The following is a 15,341-nucleotide window of genomic DNA, read 5'->3' as shown; positions in this document are numbered from 1 at the left end:
TAATAGAATATCATGAAAATAGCGCTTATCGGTTACGGAAAAATGGGAAAGGCAATTGAGGCAATCGCCGTTGCCAAAGGACATGAAATTGTTCATCGTATTGACCTGAGTAATCTGCACCTGCTCGAAAAGGAAGAACTGAGCAAGGCAGATGTGGCCATCGAATTTACCGGTCCGGAAACTGCCTATAGCAATATCCTGAAATGTTTTGCCGCTAATGTACCTGTCGTTTGTGGCAGTACCGGCTGGCTGGAACATCTCGCAACAGTTAAATCTTTATGTCTGGAACAACATCAGGCATTCCTATATGCCAGCAATTTCAGCGTAGGTGTGAATATCTTCTTTGAGATCAACAAACGCCTCGCAGAACTGATGGCTAACCAACCTCAATACGGTGTGAAAATGGAAGAGATCCATCACACACAGAAAAGAGATGCACCAAGCGGTACCGCTATCACACTGGCTGAACAGGTAATGGACAAGGTACATCGCAAAAAAGAATGGGTAAATACAGAAGAGGCACAGCCTGAACAACTGTCTATCGTCTCTAAACGTATCGACCCGGCTCCAGGTACACACAGCATTACCTATACGTCCACCATAGACGATATCAGTATCACACATACCGCTCATTCCCGTGAAGGTTTTGCCTCCGGCGCTGTTGTGGCTGCGGAATGGATACTGGGAAAACACGGTGTATTCGGTATGAAAGACGTACTGAGCCTGTAAGAGAGAAAAAGCTGTTATCTTTGCAGTATTATTCTTAGATCATCTGGGAGAATCGATATGTTGTCTAAAAAAACGCAATACGCTTTTCACGCGCTCATACACCTGGCAGAGAATGCAGATAAAGGACCTATTCTGATATCTGAAATAGCACAGGAAAAGAGCATTTCCATCAAATTCCTTGAGAATATCCTGCTGGAGCTGAAAAATGCCGGAATTCTCGGTAGTAAAAAAGGTAAAGGCGGTGGCTATTACCTGCTGAAAACACCAAAGGAAATTCCCCTCGCGAAGATCATCCGCCTGTTGGATGGTGCAATTGCGCTACTCCCCTGTGTAAGTCTCAACTATTATGAAAAATGTGAGAATTGCCGGGATGAAGCAGTGTGCGGCCTGAACGACGTAATGGGGAAAGTAAGAGATGCAACGCTGAAAATCCTTGAGACCAAAACACTGAAGGATATATTGACCAGAAATGTCTCAATATTATAGCTGAAAGGCCGGAGTTCACGCTCCGGCTTTTTTTATCCGCCTCCTATGCTTCCCATCCCCGCTAATCCTCTCACCAGTTCCCGATATACCTGCACATCTGTGATTTTCTGCCCCCCTCAGGAGGCTTTAAAACAAACCCGGCCTGTTAATTGTCTGCCTCCGCTAAAGTGCTTTCAATACCCTCGTGGCTTTTTTGATCTCCCTCCTCTCTACAGTGTCTTAAAAATATAAGTAAATAATAATCAACTCTTAACACACACTCCTTTATTGCCATAAATTGCATTTAAAAAAAGCCTATCTTTTTTATAGAGTTTATGTATTTTTGTATACAACACCAGTTGTCAATTATAATTAAAGGAAGTATCACTGGCATTCGCAGGCAACTACGGATGAATGTCAGTTTATTGAGATAGATCACATGGAGAATATCAGTACAGCACTGGAAGGGCTAGATCCAATTGCTGCCATGCAGTATCTGGCAGCAGAATTTCCCGGAGCGGTGGCCTTTTCCACCTCATTTGGACAGGAAGATCAGGTGATTGCAGACATGATTTGGCGTGCTAACCTGCCTGTCAGGGTCTTTACACTGGACACCGGCCGTTTGTTTCAGGAAACCTATGACCTGATGGACCTCACCCGCGCCCGCTACAAAAAGACATTTGAAGTTTATTTCCCGGAAACTGCTTCAGTAGAGAAATTACTGCAGGAAAAAGGTCCGAACAGTTTCTATGAATCTGTTGAAAACCGTAAAGAATGCTGTAATATCCGTAAAGTCGTGCCGCTGAACCGTGCACTCCAGGGCGTAAAAGTCTGGATCACCGGACTCCGTGCAGAACAGTCTGAAAACCGTCAGGCACTCCATGCGCTGGAATGGGACGAACAACGCCAGCTGTACAAATACAATCCACTGATCAACTGGAGCTATGACGAAATGATCGGCTACCTGAAAGAGAAGAATGTGCCCTATAACACGCTTCACGATAAAGGCTTCATTTCTATCGGGTGCGCTCCCTGTACCCGTGCCATCGAACCGGGCGAACATCCCCGTGCCGGCAGATGGTGGTGGGAATTGTCAAAAAAAGAATGCGGCTTACATGGCTGATCTGACATTCCCTTTATAACTTGTAACTGAATTTGATTCATCTGGTCCCCGAGGGACATTTAAATAAAAAGACTTATGACCAATAAAATACAGTGGGAGTTTCCGCAGGCACTGGAAGACGAGGCCATCTATATTTTACGTGAAACAGCTGCACAGTTCGAACGCCCTGCTATCCTGTTCTCAGGTGGTAAGGATTCTATCACCATCGTGCGCCTGGCACAAAAGGCATTTTATCCCGGTAAAGTTCCTTTTCCATTGTTACACGTAGATACCGGCCACAACTTCCCCGAAACTATTCAGTTCCGTGACTGGCTGGTGGAATCACTGGGTCTTGATCTTAGAGTAAGATATGTGCAGGATAGCATCAATCAGGGAAAAGTACAGGAAGAAACTGGTAAATACGCCAGCAGAAACGCCCTCCAGACTGTCACCCTCCTTGACGCTATCGAAGAACTGAAATTCGATGCCTGCATCGGCGGTGCCCGTCGTGATGAAGAAAAAGCACGTGCGAAAGAAAGAATATTCTCCGTAAGAGACGAATTCGGTCAGTGGAATGCTAAAATGCAACGCCCTGAACTGTTCGATATGCTCAACGGTAAAATAGGAATGGGTGAAAACGTACGCGTATTCCCTATCTCCAACTGGACAGAACTCGACGTCTGGAACTATATCCGCAGAGAAAAGCTGGAAATCCCATCCATCTACTTCTCCCACGAAAGAGATATCATCGAAAGAGATGGCATGTACTGGCCACACTCTCCATTCCTCAATACAACAGAAGAAGAAACACCTTTCCGGCAGAAAGTACGCTTCCGCACAGTAGGCGACATGACCTGTACCGCTGCTGTTATTTCTGAGGCAGATAAACTGGAAGATATCATCTCCGAAATACTCGAAGCCAAGATATCTGAAAGAGGCGCCCGTATTGACGATAAACGCTCTGAAGCTGCAATGGAAAAGAGAAAACAGGCGGGATACTTCTAGTCCTTCCGGCCCGACACGCACTTATTAACTTGTATAAAAATTATGGTAGTGCACCACCCTGCACTATCAGTCAAAAAATATAACATGGAGGTTTTACGTATAACCACTTCCGGCAGTGTAGATGATGGTAAAAGCACCCTGATAGGCAGACTGCTCTACGATACTAATTCTATCCCGCAGGATAAAATGGAAGCTTTACATGCTGCCAGCAAACGCAAAGGACTTGATTTTACCGACCTGTCATTGCTGACAGACGGCCTCGTGGCTGAACGTGAACAAGGTATCACCATTGACGTGGCACATATCTACTTCTCCACTCCTACCCGTAAATACATCATCGCCGATACGCCAGGCCACATCGAATATACCCGTAACATGGTAACCGGTGCCTCCAACGCACAGGTATCACTGATACTGATCGATGCACGTAAAGGTATCGTCGAACAAACCTACCGCCACTTCTTCATCGCCTGCCTGCTGCGTATTCCGTATCTGGTAGTATGTGTGAATAAAATGGATCTGGTAGAATATAGCGAAGCACGCTTTAATCAGATCGTGGAAGACTTCCAGCAACTGATCGCTAAAGCGCCTTTCAAAGCGCCTTCTATCAAATACATCCCGATCTCCTCCATCTACGGAGAAAATCTGGCTACTCGTTCAGAAAAGATCAGCTGGTACTCCGAAGAGTCCCTGCTGGAATATCTGGAACAGATCACTTTTGATCATGCAGACAGCAGTCACCCTGCCCGCTTCAAAGTGCAATCAGTGATCCGTCCGAAAACAGATGCCTATCACGATTTCCGCGGTTTCGCCGGTAAAGTGGTAAGCGGTCATTTCAACGTAGGTGATGAAATCATCTCCCTGCCCTCCCTGCAGAAAAGCCGTATCAAAACCATCGAACAGTTCGAAACAAAACTCACTACTGCGGAAGCACGTCAGAGCGTTGTTATCACACTGGAAGATGAAATTGATACCAGCCGTGGCAGCATGCTGTCCAGACCAGAAAATGCACCTTCCCTGCTGAAAGAAATTGACGCACAGGTGTGCTGGATGGATCAGACAAGACTGGTGCCCGGTAAAACTTATCTGCTGCAACATGGCGTAAACCGTGTGAAAGCGAAAGTACAGCAGATCCAGCATGTGATCGACGTCACCTCCAATACCATTCTGGAAGACAAAAAAGAACTGGGATTAAATGATATTGGAAAGATTACACTGAAAACTGCACAGCCGATATTTGCAGACAGCTATGATGCCAATCCTGCAAATGGTGCATTCATCCTGATCGATGAAATGAGTAATTCAACGGTTGCCGTTGGATTCGTAGCATAAAAATCTCAACTACTCAAAATAGAAAAGACGAATGCAAATTGCATTCGTCTTTTTTTATGTGGCTGTTTTAATGAACAGGTCTGAACTGTGGTCGCCCGATCTTCGCATGAATACATGCATCTATCTCTGCTTCCGTCTTAGCTGCACAATCAGGTTGTACGCCCCGCTGCTCCCAGCTGTCTGTCGTATCATGCCAGACCGGCGCCATTTCCGAGACAGAAATAAAAATGTCCTTATTCACCGGTAACCAGACATTCATATTCGCAGCACCGGCAGACGCTTCTCCGATCACAGTCGCTCTTTTCATTTTCTGCAATGCAAACGTAAATGCCTCTGCAGCGGATGCTGTCTTATGATTGATCAGTATAAAAACAGGATGCTCATAATGCGGCTCTTTTAGCCACGCCACCGTGCTATCTGAGGTATGTTCACCTGTACGGCTGGTAAAGGTCAGCAAAGGCGTTTTTGGTGGCAGAAAATAGCTTTCAAATACGGCTCCGGTATCACTTCCTCCTCCACCGTTATTCCGCAGGTCAATCACCAATGCCCTTGTATTTGCGACAAATGCCATGGCTGCATATAATGTAGCAAGACTCTTACGGGATATGTTGATCTCTGTCAGGTGCAGATAACCCACATTATCTCCGGATATACTTACACGCTCAAAACCGTAGTTATGATCCGCGGCCACCGGACTATAAAAGAAAGGATCTTCTCCGGGTATATCCCCAGCTGCGGAAGGCAATGTTGTTTTATCCACTGCTAATAACTCCTGACATCTCATCGGGTCATTTCTTACATACAGATGTCCGTCATGACTAAAGTGCTGCAGACTTTGCGTCGTCAATTCCGCAAACTCTTTCCAGCTTTTTGCAGCAGCAAATCTACCTGCCTTCCAATCGGCCTGTAACTGAGTGGCAATCGCTGATCCTTTCTCTGCTGAAACATATCGTTCTTTCAGCAGAACAGCCATTTTATCCACCGCATCGGCCATCTCCCTTTTAGCAGGAGTCTGTGCACCGGCGACGATACAAAAAACACTATAAATAACTGTTAACCAGATACCCCGGAAATACATATGCTTTCTTTTTCTGTAAAGTTCAATGATCCGGTGCGCTTAAAATTGGATGAATTTAGCGGGTCAGGGGAAGCTGACTATAATTTCCTGAATGCTTTGGGAAGAAAACCCGTCTGTGCTTTAAAAGCGCGTATAAAATGACTCTGATCAAAGAATCCACACTGATACGCTATTGCTGTTAATGATAATGCAGGCTGTCTGACCAGTAAAAGGGATTTTTCCACCCTGATCCTGCGCATGTATTCACCCAGTGAACAATCAAAATAAGCGGTAAAATGCCGGGATACAGTAACCGGGTGTAAGGCTGTGGCTATACTGAGATCCTGCAAAGAAATGTTTTCATTCCAGCGGTCATGCAGCAATTCGATGACTTTATCCACACGTCCGCCGAATAATTGTTTTGTTGTTTTTTCACTCGTTCCGGCTACCTGCAACAGCGATAACAGCTGTTGATGAACAGACAGTGTACTATGTTGATCTGGCGACTGACAATCATGATAAATGCGGAGTGCAGTAAGTTTTGCCCGGGTCTGGAAGGGCGTATTATGTATGGGAAAGAAGGACTGCTGCAGGTCCTGCATGGCCTTAAAAGCATTATGAGACCCGACAGTAAAGCAGGCCTCATAATGTTGTAAAAAATGATCTTCTATTTCAAGATTAATATTCTGCGAAGGATGTTGTGTATGGCTGTTGCGATGCCATTCACCAGCAGGATAAAACACCATATTACCGGGAAGCAGCACATGATCTGTCTGTTTGCGGTATTCACGGTTGCCTCCTTCGAGGATAAATGAAAGATGGTTGTTCTGATGAAAATGCCATCCTTCAAATACCTTTTCATGATAGGTGGTCTTATTGATGATAAGTCCGCCGGCATGAAAAGTACGGCTGTTTTTACCCAGATATTCCCCGTTCTCCAGCTTCATACGCGAAAATTTGAAGGTTTGCGTTGAGCCAAATGTAGGAATAAGCGCTTACTTTTTAAGGTTCTTCAGCATATCCACCGTCATATTCTCCAGATTGTATTCTGGTTTCCATCCCCAGTCCTGACGGGCCAGGTTATCGTCCATGCTCTGTGGCCAGCCATCAGCGATCTGCTGGCGGTAATCCGGTTCATAGCTGATCGTGAATTCAGGGATATGTTTTTTAATTTCAGCAGCGATCTCTTTCGGAGAGAAACTCATACCGCCGAGGTTATAGGAAGAACGTATTTTGACTTTATCTTTATCAGCTTCCATCAGTTCGATGGTAGCACGGATAGCATCCGGCATGTACATCATTGGCAGGTAGGTGCCTTCTGACAGGAAGCAGGTATATTTCTTTTCTTCGAGAGCTTCATGGAAGATCTCAATAGCGTAGTCGGTAGTACCACCACCCGGTGCTGATTTATAGCTGATCAGACCCGGATAACGCAGACTACGGACGTCTACATTATAACGGTGGCTGTAGTATTCGCACCAACGCTCACCGGCAAATTTGCTGATACCATAAATGGTCGTCGGCTCGATGATCGTGTGCTGAGGTGTATCCTGTTTTGGAGAATTAGGACCGAATACCGCAATGGAACTTGGCCAGTATACTTTATCGATATTTTCTTCTTTCGCAATATCCAGTACATTCAGCAGGCTCGCCATGTTGATGTGCCATGCCAGCAGCGGGTTCTTTTCACCGGTAGCAGAAAGGATCGCAGCCAGCAGATAGATCTGCGTGATATTATGACGGATAACCAGTACGTGGAGCATCTCCTTGTTCATGACATCGAGGGATACATAAGGTCCCGTACCCTTCAGCAGGTCGTGTTCTTCGCGAAGATCAGATGCGATCACGTTTGCATCTCCGTACATCTTCCTTAATGCGAGTGTAAGTTCAACACCAATCTGCCCGCAGGCACCGATTACCAGTATTTTATCTTTCTTCATGCTATCTCGAATGAATGGCTTTTTTAATTAAGACGTAATATTAACAGCTTCCGTAGTAATTCAGAGCAGCAGCCCTCAGCGCATGACAATGCGGTAACAATCCGGAAAATTACTTTGTAAGAGAAGCGCGCCCAGCGAACATTCCACTGTTTTACATTACAATATTATGACAATTACATAAAATGGCCTGCATACTTCAACTGAAAAGTAATCCCTTAGAATAGCGTAACTTTGCGATCTCAAATACAAAAATCATGTCAGCAACAACACATCTGAAATCCCTTTTTAAGGATCAATACAATCCTGACAACTTTTTTCTGATAGCCGGTCCTTGTGTAGTAGAGGATGAAGCGCTGCTGATGCATGTAGCTGAAAAAGTTTCAGGAATCTGCAAAAGACTGAACATCCCATATATTTTCAAAGCGTCTTATCGTAAAGCGAACCGTACAAGCATCAACTCCTTCGCGGGTGTTGGTGATGTGGAAGGACTGGACCTGCTGCAAAAGACCAAAGAAACATTTGATCTGCCTGTTACAACAGATATTCACTCTGCTGCGGAAGCGGCGATGGCTGCTGCGTATGTGGATATACTGCAGATCCCGGCATTCCTTTGCCGTCAGACTGATATTCTGATCGCAGCTGCGGAAACCGGCAAAGTGGTGAATGTGAAAAAAGGCCAGTTTGTAAGTGGCGAAGCCATGAAATTTGCTGTTGAAAAAGTAAAACAGGCAGGGAATGATAAAGTTTGGTTAACTGAGCGTGGTACCACCTTCGGTTATCAGGATCTGGTGGTAGACTACCGCAATATTCCGATCATGCGTGAACATGGTGTACCTGTTATCATGGATTGTACACACTCCCTGCAACAGCCTAACCAGACCAGCGGCGTTACCGGTGGTAATCCGAAACTGATCAGCACTATCGCCAAAGCAGCTATTGCTACCGGTGCAGATGGTCTGTTCATCGAAACACATCCTGATCCATCCAAAGCGAAATCAGACGGCGCCAATATGCTGCACCTTGATTTACTGGAAGGATTGCTGGAAGATCTGGTAAGAATCCGTGAAGTAGTAAGATAAGGGACCGTTCCCGGTATTATAGCTGATAGTCCATAGATGATAGCTGGCCTGTCTTTTGTATAAAAACAAGACAGGAAAAAAGCTATAGTCTATGGACTATTTCTTATCTTAGGATAAGACTACGACCAACTCTTTTTCAGACTATAACTATAATACTAAACACCCAAAAATTTTACTCACCATGATCAATTTACATGACGTAAAAGCAGGAGATACAGTTTTAGTGGAGTATGAAGGCAAAACGGTGGAAGGTCAGGTATTGGAAGTTAACCGCGAAGACAAACAGGTTTGTGTATTAACCGGAGAACAGGAATTCTGGTATGACCTGCAGGACCTCTATTCAATTCCACTAAATGAAGAACAGTTACTGAAACTTAAGTTCAAAAAGGACGAATCTCTCTCAGTGAACGGCGGCGGCGAAATTTATGTACGCGGGCCATTCTCCGTAAAACTGCACACCCTTGATGACGGTCATCCGGCTACCAGATTGGATTACCGGGATGAACACAGAGAAATTAAAGGTGCAATCACTGTGAATCAGTTGCAGAACCACTATCACGCAATGACAAATTTCCATCTGGATTAAGATAAACACGCAACAAAAAATCCATCCGCCAAAGCAGATGGATTTTTTGTTTATGCTTGTCTGTAACAGATATCCACTACTATTACCGAATTAACGTCAGTGTATCTATTTTCGTTATTTTACCTGTTTCTACGACAACACTTTGTCTGATGGCCGGTTGCAGCGTTGAATCAACAGAAATATAATGCAGTGAATAACTGCCTGCAGCGATTCCCTTGAGGAAATAAGCACCGCCAATACCGGAGTAAGTACTTGCTATCGTATCCTGTCCATTCAGGACCAATACTGCTGAAGGTAACACTGCCGGTAATACTACGCCCTGAATACTTCCACCTTGTGCTTCGAGTACAGTTCTGATAACAGGTTTCAGGATATATTTCCCTGAATTGCCCGCTTCGTGTATAGATTTTGCCACATCGAAATCTAATAACAATTTGTAAAGAATACCACCTGATACCGGCATATTGATCTTCAGTTTTATACCGGATGACTGTCCGCTGGGCGTCTGCAACTTAACAGAATCACCATTGTTGGTCACTACCCAGTTATTATCCCCCAATACCAGTCTGATTTCCTTGATAGTACCGGAAGTGATTTCCGCATCCGCCAATACAGTATCCTTATCATTGACAAGGGTCAGGAGGTTATACCGTCCTTTTTTCATGCCGGGTAAAGCCTGCCATCCATTATCATCACTGTCATTGTAGTTGACGTTCACTTCCTGCACATCGATGTAAACAGCTTTAAAATCTCCGGGATCATCGGTCAGTGCGACCTGAATACGGGCTTTGCCCTGATTGTCGTCTTTCGAACAGGCAGACATTAATAACGCGGTACTTAAAAGCAGCATACCACTTGCCACATGTTTCAGTGAAGGCATTTTCATCTTTATCGTGTATTTGGTTAAAATTTTATGGCAATTATAAAGGCAAGGTATACCCGGATTCTAAAGACATATTGAATTTAAAGAAGTCTCTGAGGCCTGAAGATTATAATCAATTGAAAATAAATAAGAAAAAATATAAAAAATCTCCTCTTTTAACGTTTTTTGTGTGTACAGCAGCTATTCACATGCACAAAGGGTATCATATAGTGTATAATAAGTTAACACCGTGGACATTATATACCTGCTACGTTCAAAACACCCTTAAATAATTAGTTTATAGTCGGTTACAACAAATCTCTCCGTATTACAATGAAGGTATACCGCGACTACGCCATTATCTATCCGTTCATAAACGAATAAATGACGGTGTAATAGCGGTGTAGTCAGCTTGTACTTCGAAACAACAGATAATAACAGCTATGGGCTGGATATCCTCCCTTGATTCCCTGCATGTATGAAAAAGGGATGGCCGTTTCCGGTGGAATGCGTGCAGCAACGCGCAACAGACATAACAATATATTGTACATATTATCGCATAAGATGCCAATAACATGTCCCTGAGCGGGATGCATCTGTCAATTATTTAAATTGCCCGAGGTTAACTGATAAGCCTAGATGGAAACTATAAGTACCTAAGGGGGTTTCTGCGGGCATTCAGGATATAATTTTTCATATTCACCCAGAAAGCCATGATCATATAGACGATAAGCGGAGAGCCCATCGTAACGAATGAGGTATAGATAAAAAACAAACGGATACGTGAGGTAGCTATCCCAAGCTTATTGCCGATAGCTGTACAGACTCCAAAGGCCTGCCATTCCACGAAATCTTTAAATCGGTTCATATATCAAATTTATTACAATCCCGGGTCAAAAACAAGTCCAGGTTTTGCCGCCGGAGTTGACTGATAGTGCGTTGGCAGTGAATTAGTGGCATTTACTTTGTGAACCGGTAGGGTAACCGGTTGTCTATGAGCTCAACTTGCAGACAGTCGCCTACATGTCTTTTATAAACTGGCTTAATTTAATTAATTTTGCGATGCATTTTCTAATAGGTCATAAATTTTTTTTCCATGGTGTTTGATATCGAAATGATTAAAAAAGTGTATGCGGCACTGCCGGGTAAGGTGGAAGCTACCCGTAAAATGCTAGGACGCCCGCTCACACTGTCTGAGAAGATTTTATATGCTCACTTATATGCTCCGACCACTACAGCGTTTGAGCGTGGAAAGTCTTATGTGGAGTTTGCACCCGATCGCGTAGCGATGCAGGATGCTACTGCACAGATGGCCCTGTTACAATTCATGACCTGTGGTCGTGATAAAGTAGCAGTCCCTTCTACTGTACACTGTGATCACCTCATTCAGGCAAAGACAGGCGCTGCAGAAGACCTGGCGACTGCTGTGGACACGAATAAGGAGGTATATGACTTTCTGGCTTCTATTTCAAACAAATATGGCATTGGTTTCTGGAAACCGGGTGCTGGTATCATTCACCAGGTTGTACTGGAAAATTATGCTTTCCCGGGCGGTCTGATGATCGGAACAGACTCACATACACCCAATGCAGGTGGTTTGGGTATGCTCGCTATCGGTGTGGGTGGTGCTGACGCAGTAGACGTGATGGCAGGCTTACCATGGGAGCTGAAAATGCCAAAACTGATCGGTGTTAAATTAACTGGTAAACTGAGCGGCTGGACGTCTCCAAAAGACGTTATCCTGAAAGTTGCAGGTGTACTGACCGTAAAAGGTGGTACAGGCTGCATCGTTGAATACTTCGGTGAAGGTGCTGATAGCCTGAGCGCTACCGGTAAAGGCACCATCTGTAACATGGGTGCTGAAATCGGTGCAACCTGCTCCGTATTCGCTTATGATACCAAAATTGCTGCATACCTGAATGCTACTGAGCGTCAGGAAATCGCTGCACTGGCTGATGGTGTAAAAGAACACCTGCGTCCTGATACAGAAGTATACGCAGATCCTTCCAAATATTACGATCAGGTTATTGAGATCAACCTCGACGAACTGGAGCCACATGTAAACGGTCCGTTCACGCCGGACTTAGCATGGCCTATCTCCAAATTCGCACAGGCTGTAAAGGAAAACAACTGGCCGGAAAAACTGGAAGTTGCCCTGATCGGATCCTGCACCAACTCTTCTTACGAAGATATCTCCCGTGCTGCTTCCCTCGCGAAACAGGCGGTTGATAAAAACCTCGACGTTAAAGCGGAATATACTATCACACCGGGTTCTGAACTGGTACGTTATACCATCGAAAGAGACGGTCTGTTAAATACATTCGACCAGATCGGCGGTATTGTACTGGCTAATGCCTGCGGTCCTTGTATCGGTCAGTGGGCTCGTCACATCGATGATCCTAACCGTAAGAACTCTATCATCACTTCCTTCAACCGTAACTTCGCGAAGAGAAATGATGGTCTGGCCGCAACACATGCTTTCGTTGCTTCTCCGGAAATCGTTACAGCTTTCGCCATCGCTGGTGACCTTACGTTCAACCCGCTGACGGATAAACTGAAAGCCAAAGATGGTCAGGAAGTAATGCTGGACGAACCTACCGGTTTCGAACTGCCCGCAAGAGGCTTCTCAGTAGATGATCCGGGTTATCAGGCACCTGCTGTTGATGGTAGCGGTGTACAGGTAATCGTATCCCCAACCAGCGATCGTCTGCAACTGCTGGCGCCATTCGCTGCATGGGAAGGTACTGATCTGAAAGGATTGAAACTGCTGATCAAAGCAAAAGGTAAATGTACTACTGACCACATCTCTATGGCCGGTCCGTGGTTAAAATACCGTGGTCACCTCGACAACATCTCTAACAACATGCTGATCGGTGCGGTGAACGCATACAACGATAAAACTGATACCGTTAAAAACCAGCTGACAGGCGAATACGCAGGCGTACCTGTTGTACAGCGTGCTTACAAAGCGGCGAACATCGGTTCAGTAGTAGTAGGTGATGAAAACTATGGTGAAGGATCCAGCCGCGAACACGCTGCTATGGAACCACGTCATCTGGGCGTTCGTGCTATTCTGGTGAAATCTTTCGCCCGTATCCACGAAACAAACCTGAAAAAACAGGGTATGCTGGGATTGACCTTCGCCAACAAAGAAGACTACGATAAGATCCTCGAAGATGATACCTTTGATATCAATGGTCTGACCACTTTCGCTCCCGGCAAACAGCTGACTGTCGTGGCTAACCACAAAGACGGCAGCAAAGACGAAATACTGGTAAACCACACCTACAATGAACAACAGATCGAGTGGTTCAAAGCGGGTGGTGCACTGAACGTAATCCGCGCACAGTTTGCTAAAAAAGCACAGTAGCCTACGGCTATAAATGATAAAGAATCCCGTCTGCTTCTGCAGGCGGGATTTTTATTTTTACCTTTACCCCTATGCAGATAGATACTTTAAACAACGTCTGGAATCAATTGCTGGAACCATATACCAAAAGCCAGGCACTGATAGATCAGGGCTTCGAACTGATTATCAGGCACTATTCAGCCACAGACCGTCATTATCATAACTTACACCATCTCTATGCCCTGTTGCAGTTACAACTGGAGCATAGCGACCTCATTGCAGACAATGAAAATTTTCTGCTGGCCATCTTCTTTCATGATCTCATTTATGATGTAAAACGGGCGGATAACGAGGAACAAAGCGCCATGGCTGCTGCTGAATACCTATGGCAGACCAGCTATCCTGCGGCTGATATCGAAGGTGTGATGCACTTCATCCGTGCCACCAAAACGCATGTCAACGCAAACGCTCATCCGGATCTGGACTATTTCCTCGATTTCGACCTTTCTATACTGGGCACAACAGCAGATGTATATGCAGGTTATGCAAAGCAGATACGTGAAGAGTATCATATCTATACTGATGATGTGTATAATGCAGGCAGAAAGAAAGTATTACAGCATTTTCTGGATCAGCCTTCCATCTATAAAACCGAAGGCTTCCGCGAACAACGCGAAACAATTGCCCGTCAGAACCTGCTGACAGAGCTACAATCGCTGTAATCGGTTTTAGAACAGCTGTTTCTTCAGTGTAAATCTTCTGGCAAGGCTGATACGGAAGTTGCCCGCCCCCATCGTCTGATAAGTATCAGGCACGGGCGACTGACTCCGTGTGGTCAGGTATACGTAATGAATACCTGCAAAGTAACGGCTGGAATTATATCCAAGGGAAACACGGATATTGTTGTTGAACTGGATACCTGCTTTTTTCAGATCAACCTGATTGATCCGGTTCATCACCGTATAATTCACCCCCAGACTGCCACTGAAAGACAGGGTGGTGAACCAGTGCTGTTTATATACAAAAGTATGTGCATAACCCGCATTGGCTGCGCCGCTGAAGATACGGGTCCTGTAGAAGTTCTCTCCGTTGAAGAAACCGGTTTTCTGAATATAGGAAGGAATCAGGCCTGAATCACCTTTCATTCTCACGCCGAAAACCTCTCCACCCACGAGGAAGGAACCGGCACTCTTTTTCTGGTAATCGTTTTGCAGATAAGCAGCACGGTAGGAAAAGCGTTTCGCATTAAAGACATACTGCACGTTCAGTCCGAGATTCACGTTTTTTGCATCCGGGCGGATCATTTCCACGTTGTTGGATCCGGCATTGGATCCGAAGCTATTGATCAGCCTTCGGGTATTGGCGATGTAGTACCCTTCATATATCTGACCATAAAAATCAACTACCAGTTTACGGGTGTAGATATGCGTCTGGAGGTCCAGCATTTTGGTCTTGCCGTATTCACCTTTGTCTTTGTTGATGGCGGGCAGGTTAAAGGCAATATTCACCGCAATAAAGCGGTAGTTGACACCTACACCCACGTTAAAGGGGGTATTGGGGCGATATAAGACTTCTTTTGAGTTTTTAGAGTTAACGAGGCCATTATCCGTAATACTGCCGTCTACGATGCCGTTATCCACGATATCGTAGTTATTGTATTTACGGGAGCCGAAAACGCGAAATGTGATATCCTTTGTATGCTCTTCGATATAATTGGAATCATTTTCCGCTTCCAGCCACCGGGTGGCCTTTTTAAACAGCGAGGTTTTCTGTTGTGCAGAAACAGCTACACAAAAAAGCAGGCACACCGGCAATAAAGTTAGCCATCTCAGCAT

At 45.0% G+C, this 15,341-nt stretch carries 15 protein-coding genes; 9 read left to right on the top strand and 6 right to left on the bottom strand.

All coding sequences use genetic code 11. The features are described from left to right. The first annotated feature begins 12 nt into the window (after nucleotides 1–12). From dapB to FEF09_RS08860, 5 genes are all read left to right on the top strand, one after another. On the top strand, nucleotides 13–729 hold the full coding sequence (gene dapB / locus FEF09_RS08880) for a 4-hydroxy-tetrahydrodipicolinate reductase (protein WP_146304770.1): 717 nt from the start codon (nucleotides 13–15) through the stop codon (nucleotides 727–729). A gap of 57 nt (nucleotides 730–786) precedes the next feature. Continuing rightward, nucleotides 787–1,215 carry an RrF2 family transcriptional regulator gene (locus tag FEF09_RS08875; RefSeq protein WP_012789698.1) on the top strand — a complete coding sequence of 143 codons (429 nt, stop codon included), beginning with the start codon at nucleotides 787–789 and terminating at the stop codon, nucleotides 1,213–1,215. Between the two features lie 418 nt (nucleotides 1,216–1,633). Beyond that, nucleotides 1,634–2,317 carry a phosphoadenylyl-sulfate reductase gene (locus tag FEF09_RS08870; protein WP_146304769.1) on the top strand — a complete coding sequence of 228 codons (684 nt, stop codon included), beginning with the start codon at nucleotides 1,634–1,636 and terminating at the stop codon, nucleotides 2,315–2,317. Between the two features lie 75 nt (nucleotides 2,318–2,392). Further along, the gene (cysD, locus tag FEF09_RS08865; RefSeq protein WP_146304768.1) at nucleotides 2,393–3,301 is read left to right on the top strand and encodes a sulfate adenylyltransferase subunit CysD; all 909 of its coding nucleotides are present in this window, start codon (nucleotides 2,393–2,395) and stop codon (nucleotides 3,299–3,301) included. 84 nt (nucleotides 3,302–3,385) lie between these two features. After that, nucleotides 3,386–4,633 (top strand): sulfate adenylyltransferase subunit 1, encoded by a 1,248-nt coding sequence (locus FEF09_RS08860; protein WP_146304767.1) that lies wholly within the window; start codon nucleotides 3,386–3,388, stop codon nucleotides 4,631–4,633. A 67-nt stretch (nucleotides 4,634–4,700) separates the two neighbouring features. On the opposite strand, the gene FEF09_RS08855 is transcribed toward FEF09_RS08860, so the two are convergent. The 3 genes from FEF09_RS08855 to FEF09_RS08845 all read right to left on the bottom strand — a co-directional run bounded on the left by FEF09_RS08855 (nucleotide 4,701) and on the right by FEF09_RS08845 (nucleotide 7,630). After that, the gene (locus tag FEF09_RS08855) at nucleotides 4,701–5,711 is read right to left on the bottom strand and encodes a S41 family peptidase (protein WP_146304766.1); all 1,011 of its coding nucleotides are present in this window, start codon (nucleotides 5,709–5,711) and stop codon (nucleotides 4,701–4,703) included. Between the two features lie 77 nt (nucleotides 5,712–5,788). Continuing rightward, nucleotides 5,789–6,637 (bottom strand): helix-turn-helix transcriptional regulator, encoded by an 849-nt coding sequence (locus tag FEF09_RS08850; protein WP_146304765.1) that lies wholly within the window; start codon nucleotides 6,635–6,637, stop codon nucleotides 5,789–5,791. Nucleotides 6,638–6,685: 48 nt separating this feature from the next. Next, on the bottom strand, nucleotides 6,686–7,630 hold the full coding sequence (locus tag FEF09_RS08845; RefSeq protein WP_146304764.1) for an NAD-dependent epimerase/dehydratase family protein: 945 nt from the start codon (nucleotides 7,628–7,630) through the stop codon (nucleotides 6,686–6,688). Between the two features lie 254 nt (nucleotides 7,631–7,884). Between FEF09_RS08845 and kdsA the strand changes: the two genes are divergently transcribed. After that, nucleotides 7,885–8,709 (top strand): 3-deoxy-8-phosphooctulonate synthase, encoded by an 825-nt coding sequence (gene kdsA, locus FEF09_RS08840; protein WP_089808694.1) that lies wholly within the window; start codon nucleotides 7,885–7,887, stop codon nucleotides 8,707–8,709. Between the two features lie 181 nt (nucleotides 8,710–8,890). After that, nucleotides 8,891–9,295 carry a hypothetical protein gene (locus FEF09_RS08835; protein ID WP_146304763.1) on the top strand — a complete coding sequence of 135 codons (405 nt, stop codon included), beginning with the start codon at nucleotides 8,891–8,893 and terminating at the stop codon, nucleotides 9,293–9,295. Nucleotides 9,296–9,377: 82 nt separating this feature from the next. Here FEF09_RS08835 and FEF09_RS08830 read toward each other — a convergent pair whose 3' ends face one another. Both FEF09_RS08830 and FEF09_RS08825 read right to left on the bottom strand, forming a co-directional pair. Beyond that, a complete protein-coding gene (locus tag FEF09_RS08830; RefSeq protein WP_261387392.1) occupies nucleotides 9,378–10,181 on the bottom strand; it encodes a DUF4382 domain-containing protein in 804 nt (267 codons plus the stop codon). A gap of 622 nt (nucleotides 10,182–10,803) precedes the next feature. Continuing rightward, nucleotides 10,804–11,025, bottom strand: a complete 222-nt coding sequence (locus FEF09_RS08825; RefSeq protein ID WP_012789688.1) for a PspC domain-containing protein — start codon at nucleotides 11,023–11,025, stop codon at nucleotides 10,804–10,806. Nucleotides 11,026–11,253: 228 nt separating this feature from the next. On the opposite strand from FEF09_RS08825, the gene FEF09_RS08820 reads away from it, so the two are divergent. Both FEF09_RS08820 and FEF09_RS08815 read left to right on the top strand, forming a co-directional pair. After that, entirely contained in the window at nucleotides 11,254–13,527 is a 2,274-nt protein-coding gene (locus tag FEF09_RS08820; protein WP_146304762.1) for an aconitate hydratase, read from the top strand. A 71-nt stretch (nucleotides 13,528–13,598) separates the two neighbouring features. Further along, a complete protein-coding gene (locus tag FEF09_RS08815) occupies nucleotides 13,599–14,228 on the top strand; it encodes a hypothetical protein (RefSeq protein WP_146304761.1) in 630 nt (209 codons plus the stop codon). 6 nt (nucleotides 14,229–14,234) lie between these two features. On the opposite strand, the gene FEF09_RS08810 is transcribed toward FEF09_RS08815, so the two are convergent. Next, nucleotides 14,235–15,341, bottom strand: a complete 1,107-nt coding sequence (locus FEF09_RS08810; protein ID WP_186774247.1) for a DUF4421 domain-containing protein — start codon at nucleotides 15,339–15,341, stop codon at nucleotides 14,235–14,237.

The organism is Chitinophaga pinensis (assembly GCF_007896845.1).
In the GTDB taxonomy this organism is placed as follows: Bacteria; Bacteroidota; Bacteroidia; order Chitinophagales; family Chitinophagaceae; genus Chitinophaga; species Chitinophaga pinensis_C.
The sequence above is the reverse complement of the archived record's forward strand: the minus strand, read 5'-3'. Positions and strand labels throughout refer to the sequence as shown.

Coding starts and splice junctions, on each gene's coding strand:
- FEF09_RS08870 (WP_146304769.1), top strand. CDS start 1,634: ATGGAGAATATCAGTACAGCACTGGAAGGGCTAGATCCAATTGCTGCC.
- FEF09_RS08845 (WP_146304764.1), bottom strand. CDS start 7,630: ATGAAGAAAGATAAAATACTGGTAATCGGTGCCTGCGGGCAGATTGGT.
- dapB (WP_146304770.1), top strand. CDS start 13: ATGAAAATAGCGCTTATCGGTTACGGAAAAATGGGAAAGGCAATTGAG.
- FEF09_RS08855 (WP_146304766.1), bottom strand. CDS start 5,711: ATGTATTTCCGGGGTATCTGGTTAACAGTTATTTATAGTGTTTTTTGT.
- FEF09_RS08820 (WP_146304762.1), top strand. CDS start 11,254: ATGGTGTTTGATATCGAAATGATTAAAAAAGTGTATGCGGCACTGCCG.
- cysD (WP_146304768.1), top strand. CDS start 2,393: ATGACCAATAAAATACAGTGGGAGTTTCCGCAGGCACTGGAAGACGAG.
- FEF09_RS08825 (WP_012789688.1), bottom strand. CDS start 11,025: ATGAACCGATTTAAAGATTTCGTGGAATGGCAGGCCTTTGGAGTCTGT.
- FEF09_RS08810 (WP_186774247.1), bottom strand. CDS start 15,341: ATGCTGAGATGGCTAACTTTATTGCCGGTGTGCCTGCTTTTTTGTGTA.
- FEF09_RS08835 (WP_146304763.1), top strand. CDS start 8,891: ATGATCAATTTACATGACGTAAAAGCAGGAGATACAGTTTTAGTGGAG.
- FEF09_RS08815 (WP_146304761.1), top strand. CDS start 13,599: ATGCAGATAGATACTTTAAACAACGTCTGGAATCAATTGCTGGAACCA.
- FEF09_RS08830 (WP_261387392.1), bottom strand. CDS start 10,181: ATGAAAATGCCTTCACTGAAACATGTGGCAAGTGGTATGCTGCTTTTA.
- FEF09_RS08850 (WP_146304765.1), bottom strand. CDS start 6,637: ATGAAGCTGGAGAACGGGGAATATCTGGGTAAAAACAGCCGTACTTTT.
- FEF09_RS08875 (WP_012789698.1), top strand. CDS start 787: ATGTTGTCTAAAAAAACGCAATACGCTTTTCACGCGCTCATACACCTG.
- FEF09_RS08860 (WP_146304767.1), top strand. CDS start 3,386: ATGGAGGTTTTACGTATAACCACTTCCGGCAGTGTAGATGATGGTAAA.
- kdsA (WP_089808694.1), top strand. CDS start 7,885: ATGTCAGCAACAACACATCTGAAATCCCTTTTTAAGGATCAATACAAT.